Raw genomic sequence first — 855 nt, 5'->3', positions numbered from 1 at the left:
GCCCTAGGCCCCGCCCCCTCGGACGCGGCGCCCGGCCGCCAGCTCTCTGACAGCCAGCGCCAGCGCCTCGCCTGCGACTTCGGCGAGACGGTGATCCGCAACCTCGACGCCCAGAGCCTGATGGACCTCGCCCCCGTCGCCCCGGCCGATATGGGCCCGAAGGACGACCCGGCGGTCGCCGCCTGGCGGGCCCGCGGCCCCACCAACCTCCTGACCGCCTGCCCCCACCTGAAGGACCGCCTGCCCCCCGGCGTCCGCTTCGCCACGCCCGAAGACCATGCCGAGGCCGCCCGCGCCATCGGCGCCCGCTCGGTCTTCATCACCCGCTTCGCCGCCCCGTACGTGAGCGCGGACGGCCAACAGCTGCTCCACGTCCAGACCTGGAAGTGCCCCGGCCTCTGCGGCGGCTACGTCCTCTCCCGCCTCCGCCGAAAAGGCGCCGGCTGGAGCGAACCGGAAATGCTTGCGATGTCCATCTCCTAGCGGACGGTCGATCCGACGTCGGACCCGGCTTGGCGCCCGCGGCGGCCTCCGGCCCCTCCTTGAGATCGCCGGACCCCGAGGCAAACTCCGGCCATGGGTTGAATGCAGCTACGTCCGGTTGCTTGATTCCCCCGTCGATGTTCGCGTTATGTTCGCTATGCCCGAACGCCGCACGGTCAAGCTCGAACGTCTCTGCATCGAGGGCCCCGGCCGCGACCGCTGGTTCCTCCGCCCGGGCCGCCGCCAGGGCAAACGGCTCTGGTTCGATCCGGATCAGGCGCCCTTCGCCGACGCCGACGCCGCCTGGTCCGAGGTCGAGCGCGTCCCCGGCGGCCGGCGCGTCCTGCGGCGGGTGGAGAATCGGCCATGACC

Annotated in this window: 2 protein-coding genes; both read left to right on the top strand. The window is 72.7% G+C overall.

The genetic code is table 11. The annotated features are described in order from the left end of the window. The coding region (locus AX721_RS28035; protein WP_197422632.1) for a hypothetical protein at positions 1–483 on the top strand (483 nt) is incomplete at its 5' end. Positions 484–631: 148 nt separating this feature from the next. Next, complete coding sequence (locus AX721_RS17690) at positions 632–853, top strand: hypothetical protein (RefSeq protein ID WP_068877303.1); 222 nt, start codon at positions 632–634, stop codon at positions 851–853. Positions 854–855: the final 2 nt, after the last annotated feature.

Origin of the sequence: Phenylobacterium sp. CCH9-H3, assembly GCF_001557235.1 — a bacterium.
Classification (GTDB): Bacteria; Pseudomonadota; Alphaproteobacteria; order Caulobacterales; family Caulobacteraceae; genus Phenylobacterium.
Note: the sequence above shows the minus strand (reverse complement) of the source record. Positions and strands in the feature narration are given on the sequence as shown.